We start from the raw sequence: 5,627 nt of genomic DNA, 5'->3' as shown, positions 1-5,627 counted from the left end.
AGTGGGGCTCCTTTCTGATTACTGATAAGGTACCCACCAAAACGGGTCAAGTCCATGATATTGAGATTCAAATGTTTGGAGAGTATCATAATGCCGTTCTATGATAAGGTGTTCGACATCATTCGCTTCAGCCTGGGCGTTAAAGATCCGGCTCGCGAATTCGGATAAATCTATATAGCCCAACTTGATTCCTAATTCTTTGGCTAATTGGATCTCCAATTTTCCTTCGCCACTTCCTATTGAGAGCAGTGAAGATACGCCTCCCAATAATCCGTGGTCTTTGAATATCTGATAGAAAATCACATCATTACGGATGAATTTTTCATATATCCTGTAATATATGGGCCAGAGCGATGACATAGTTTTCCTATACTCGAACGCACCCTTCGCGTTTTGAGAAAAGGCCAGTAATTTTAACTCGCGACGCATGAATCATTCGGACTTCAATGCGTCAACAGGATTGAGATAAGCCGCCCGCAATGATTGATAGACGACGGTAATTAGAGCAATGGCAATTACAACACCGCTTCCTGCAATAAAGGTCTCTAATTTCAAATTGTCGCGATATGCAAACTCTTGTAGCCAGTCGTTCATCACATAAAAGGCAACTGGCCAGGCCAAAAGTGTAGCTATTACCAATAGTTTTAGATATTCTGTCGAAAGGAGACTGGTCACAGAAAATACCGAAGCACCTAATACTTTTCGAATACCTATTTCTTTAGTGCGCTGTTCGGCGGCAAAGGCGGAAAGTCCCAATAGTCCAAGACATGAAATAACGAGTGCTAAGGCAAAAAAGAAATGCAAAAGTTGGGATAGCCGCATCTCAGAAAGATAAAGCTGATTTAGACGTTCATCTAAGAAACTAAATTGGAAAGGACGGTTTGGTAAAAACCGTTCCCAGGTTGATTCGATGAAGGATAGCGTTTCTGGTATGTTTTGAGGACGAATTCTCAGCGAGAGCCACCGAAAACTCGTCGGTTCCTTGATAAGGAATAGGGGCTCAATTTTTTCATATAAAGACTCGAAGTTATAGTCTTTGATAACACCAACCACGGTGCCTTGATAACCGCGCCATCCCAATTTGAGTTGCTTCCCGATAGGGGCATCCCAACCCAGTTGCTTTACAGCGGTCTCATTAATAAGAAACTCAAATTGAGCGTTGTCTGAAACCGCTATAGGCGATAAAGGCTGACCGGAAATAATCTCCACACCATAGACATCTATATAGTCTTCATCTACACACAGCCTTCGCATACGCAAATTGCTTTGGGAATTGTCCTCGGGAAGAATCAGTGAAGAGTTATAAGGAATGCTCGGTATGGCTTCAGATGCAGATGCAGCAATAATATTAGAATGAGCGCGGAATGCTTGTTTGACTGTTTCGTATTGCGGTATGAGATCGTAGTTCTCATAGAACAGGTGCATTGTGATTATGAGGTCCTTATCAAAGCCCAGATTTTTATTTTGGACATATTTCAATTGATTGTAGATGGTCAATATTCCGATGACGAGAACAATGGAGATACCAAACTGAAAAACCACGAGGATTTTTCGGAGAGCGATTCCTCTTGAATCGGTTTTTGATCGTCTTTGCAAAGACTGAATGGGCTGAAAAGCTGAAAGAAAAAAGGCAGGGTAGCTTCCAGCGAGCATTCCAACGCCAAGAGCCACACATATTGTTAAGAAAACATCTAATTGATTGAGAATTATGTGTTTGCCGGTAAAGGCATTAGCATAAGGGAGTGCCATCTCTACACAGCTAAGCGCAAGAATTGACGCTATTATCGAAAGAAATACTGACTCACATAGAAAGTGTAGAATGAGTTGATACCTCTGAGCGCCGACAATTTTACGCATACTCACTTCATGTGCGCGATAGGCAGAGCGCGCAGTAGAGAGGTTCATAAAATTGATACAGCCAATGAGTAAAATAAAGATCGAAATAGTTGAAAAGAGCATAATATGAGTTATATCACCTGTTCCGAAGATTCCATAATCGGCTTTGGAATACAAATGTACACGCGATAGAGGCTGTAAGTGATATGACACGCGAACGGGCTGATCCCCTGCTTCTTTAGCGACAAGAGATTCAATTTTTTGTTCTAATTCTGTTGATTCTTGTCCCTTTCCCAGTAAAACATATGTCTGTATTCGTCCCGACCAGGTGCTATTTAACCTGCTGGAGTCCCATATTGATTTCACAAATTCTGTTCTAATTGTCGTAGTTAAAAATTCAATTGGCAAATGCGTATTGGCAGGCGAGTCTTTCAGCACGCCTGTTATGATATAATCGCCACCAACTTTGCGTTGGTCCTCAACGACAATGGTTTTGCCAATCGGATTCTCATCACCGAAATATTTACGCGCAATAGATTGGGTAATAATGACAGAATTAAGTTCATCAAAAACGGTTTCAGGATCGCCATGGACTAAAGTGAGAGTAAATACATTAAAAATGTCTGGGTCTGTTACACAAAATCGCTGCCGATAAATTTTGTCTTTGTAGCGAATCCAGGCATCACTTTCTCGAAAATAAGTGCGAATCGCATATTCCACTTCTGGAAAATTGGCTTCCAAACTCGGAGCTAATTCTCCAGGCGTAAGATCAGTATATTCATTCCCAACACCAGGCGTGCGAATTTCTCGAATAACTCTATAAATTTCATCATACTTGGCATGATGCTGATCACAGCTCAATTCATCTTGGACAAAAAGATATATCAGAAGACAGCAGGTTAGACCCATAGCAAGGCCCAAAATATTTATGAGGGTATAATACTTTTGCCTCATAAAGTTGCGAATCGCAATCTTAATATGAAAATTGTTGAATAACACGAGTCTGCCTCCTTATCCTCTTTGATACTATCTATTCTGTCCGCAATGCGTTTATTGGATTGGTTGTCGCCGCTCTGAAAGCATGGAAACTGATTGTTGTGAGAGAAGCGACGATCGTAATAATTCCGCTTAAAAGAAATGGCTCTATGCCCAATTGAATCCGGTAAGGAAAGCTCTCGAGCCAGCGGCCCAGGAGATAGAATGCGATCGGCAAAGCAATGAGATTTGAAGCGATGACCAACTTCGAAAACTCGCTGAAGAGCAATAGTGCGATGTTTGATACAGAGGCGCCCAAGACCTTTCGTACGCCGATCTCTCGGGTTCGAAGTTGAATCATGAAGGATGAGAGACCGACGAGTCCTAAACAAGCAACGAAGATGGCGATTAAAGAAAATGTACCGAAGATCTGGCCCAGTCGTATTTCTTCTCTATAGTAGAAATCCAAACGCGCATCGAGGAATTCGTAGTCGAACGGACGCTGAGGGAGAAAACGATGCCAGGTTTCTTTGAGGAATTCCAGGGTTTCGGGCACACCCTCTGATGCGATCTTCAGATGCAGGATTTTCATATTCCAGTGTTCTGTTGTGAACACGGCTGGCTCAATTTCCTCATGAAGCGTGCGTAAATGAAAATTTTTCACAACGCCGATGATCGTTCCTCTCGTTCGTCCTGCCCATTCAAATGACTGTCCGACGGGATGAGTCAATCCCAGACGCTTTACGGCGGCTTCGTTGAGAATGAAGTACTCCTCTTGTCCAGTCCTGATTCGTTCTCGATGTGCGATGGCCGTGTACTCCCTTGGGAACGTCTTCCCATCTACGAACGGAATCTCATACAGATCGAAAAAATCCTCATCCACTGGAAATGTCCGCATCTCCAAAAATTCAGCCATCTCTGGCGTTCTGAATTTATAGTGTGCTGACCAGTCCTGTAGATAAAATCGCGACGTTGAGGCCTTCAGAACATTGGGGTGCTCGAGGAAGCCCTGCTTTATCGTCTGAAACCGTTTTTTTAACTGGGTTCCGAGTGGTCCAAGCTCTTCGACGCTACCGGCTACCTGGAAAATTGGCAGCAGGACAATATGGTCTCTATTAAACCCAAATTGCGTGCGGATAAAAGATAGCTGGCTGGATATCACCAGGGTGCCCACAATCAGAATGCTGGATATTGAGAACTGAAGAATGACCAGCACTTTTCGAAGTCGGCCTCTTTTGCTCGATCCAAGCTGAGGGACGCCCTTGAGGGTACTCGCCGGTTGGAAACCAGAAAGGAAAATGGCCGGATAGAGTCCCGCCGTAAGGCCGACAATCAAAGCCAGTCCGAGTGACGAAACTGCAATCGAGGGGAAGTCTCCTGAACTGATGAACAGAGGTCGGTCGATAAAGGATCGGAATATAGGTAGCGTGAGCACAGTTAGAACAAAGGCGACCAGTAGCGCAAGCAGGGACAGCAGCAGGGACTCCCCTAAGAATTGCCTGATCAGTTGGCCCCGGGTTGCTCCTACAACCTTTCGCAGTGCGACCTCTCTGTTTCGGCTGATCGACAGGGCTGTAGATAGATTCACAAAATTCATTGCGGCAATGACGAGAATAAGGACTCCGATGAGCGAGGCTTGCTCCACGGTTCCCAGGCTCCCATACGGCCGCTTGATGATATAGCTGAATGTCTGTTTGAGAATGCCGAATCGGTCTCCCGAAAGCAGATAAATGTCGGTCACACGCTGAAGATGATAGGCATTGGTCCTCGCAATCTCCTCGCCCATATGTCTCAGCATTGCGTCATTCAGCTTTGCTTCAAGGCTCTTCAAAGAGGCGGTTTCGGAAAGGCGCAAATAGATCTCAACACGAGCGGCTCCCCGTGGAAGCCATGTGTCCCAGTATCTGAATTCATTCCTCAGACTCTCCGGAGAGACGAGAAAATCAAAAAAGATCGTAGATGTATTCGGGATATCCTTCAGAACACCTGCCACACGGTATTCCCCTCCGAATAAGTAGTTTTCTACTGAAAGGACCTGACCGATGGGGTTCTCGCTTCCAAAGAATCTTTGAGCTGCGGATTGCGTTACCAGGATTGATCCCGGTTCCCTGAGCACTCGCTGGGCTGGCCCTCCGGTATGGATGGGAAAGTGAAATGTCTCCAGAAGCCCTTCATCGGCCAGACATAAGATCTGCTCAAACACCCTGTCTTGATATTTTATCCAGGCGTCACGGCGATGCAGACGGACTACTTGATTTACTTCCGGCATTTCTTCCCGAATAACCAGGCCAAGTGCGCCAGACAGTCGCTCTGAGTATGTGGATTGACCCTGTTCGGATCGCGTCTCTCGTAAGACGCGGTAGAGCAGATGAGAATCTTTGTGAGAGCGGTCATAACTAAACTCATGCTGGACAAAGAGCGCGATAAGCATCACAGTGGTCATTCCTATGGCAAGTCCCGCGATATTCAATACAACATATTGCTTGTTTTTCAGCATATACCGAACCAAGACTGCGATATAGTTCTTCAGCATGAAGCGATCTCCGATCACTCATAACGCAGCGCGTCAACCGGATTGGCGCGTGCAGCGCGGATGGCCTGAAAGCTGATGGTGCAAAATGCGATCACAAGTACCAGCAGGCTTCCGGCGAGAAATATGCCTGGATCCAGGTCGATTCGGTAGGCAAAACGATCTAGCCATGACCGGGTGAAGAGATATGCGGCAGGCCATGCCAGCAAACTTGCAATGATGATGAGTACTGCAAATTCCTTCAATAGAAGACCCAAAATATCGCCAGATGATGCCCCAAGGACTT

General features: G+C 45.2%; 4 protein-coding genes. All 4 read right to left on the bottom strand.

All coding sequences use genetic code 11. From position 1 onward, the window contains the following. Window positions 1-18 precede the first annotated feature (18 nt). Window positions 19-429, bottom strand: coding sequence for a hypothetical protein (locus F4Y39_09160; protein ID MYC13877.1), 411 nt, complete (start codon window positions 427-429; stop codon window positions 19-21). A gap of 3 nt (window positions 430-432) precedes the next feature. Beyond that, the gene (locus tag F4Y39_09155; GenBank protein ID MYC13876.1) at window positions 433-2,835 is read right to left on the bottom strand and encodes an FtsX-like permease family protein; all 2,403 of its coding nucleotides are present in this window, start codon (window positions 2,833-2,835) and stop codon (window positions 433-435) included. Between the two features lie 31 nt (window positions 2,836-2,866). Beyond that, window positions 2,867-5,344 (bottom strand): FtsX-like permease family protein, encoded by a 2,478-nt coding sequence (locus F4Y39_09150; GenBank protein MYC13875.1) that lies wholly within the window; start codon window positions 5,342-5,344, stop codon window positions 2,867-2,869. Window positions 5,345-5,358: 14 nt separating this feature from the next. Beyond that, window positions 5,359-5,627 (bottom strand): FtsX-like permease family protein (locus F4Y39_09145; GenBank protein ID MYC13874.1); only part of this gene is annotated, 269 nt, incomplete at its 5' end.

The sequence above is a fragment of the Gemmatimonadota bacterium genome (genome assembly GCA_009838845.1).
In the GTDB taxonomy this organism is placed as follows: Bacteria; Latescibacterota; UBA2968; order UBA2968; family UBA2968; genus VXRD01.
Note: the sequence above shows the minus strand (reverse complement) of the source record. Positions and strands in the feature narration are given on the sequence as shown.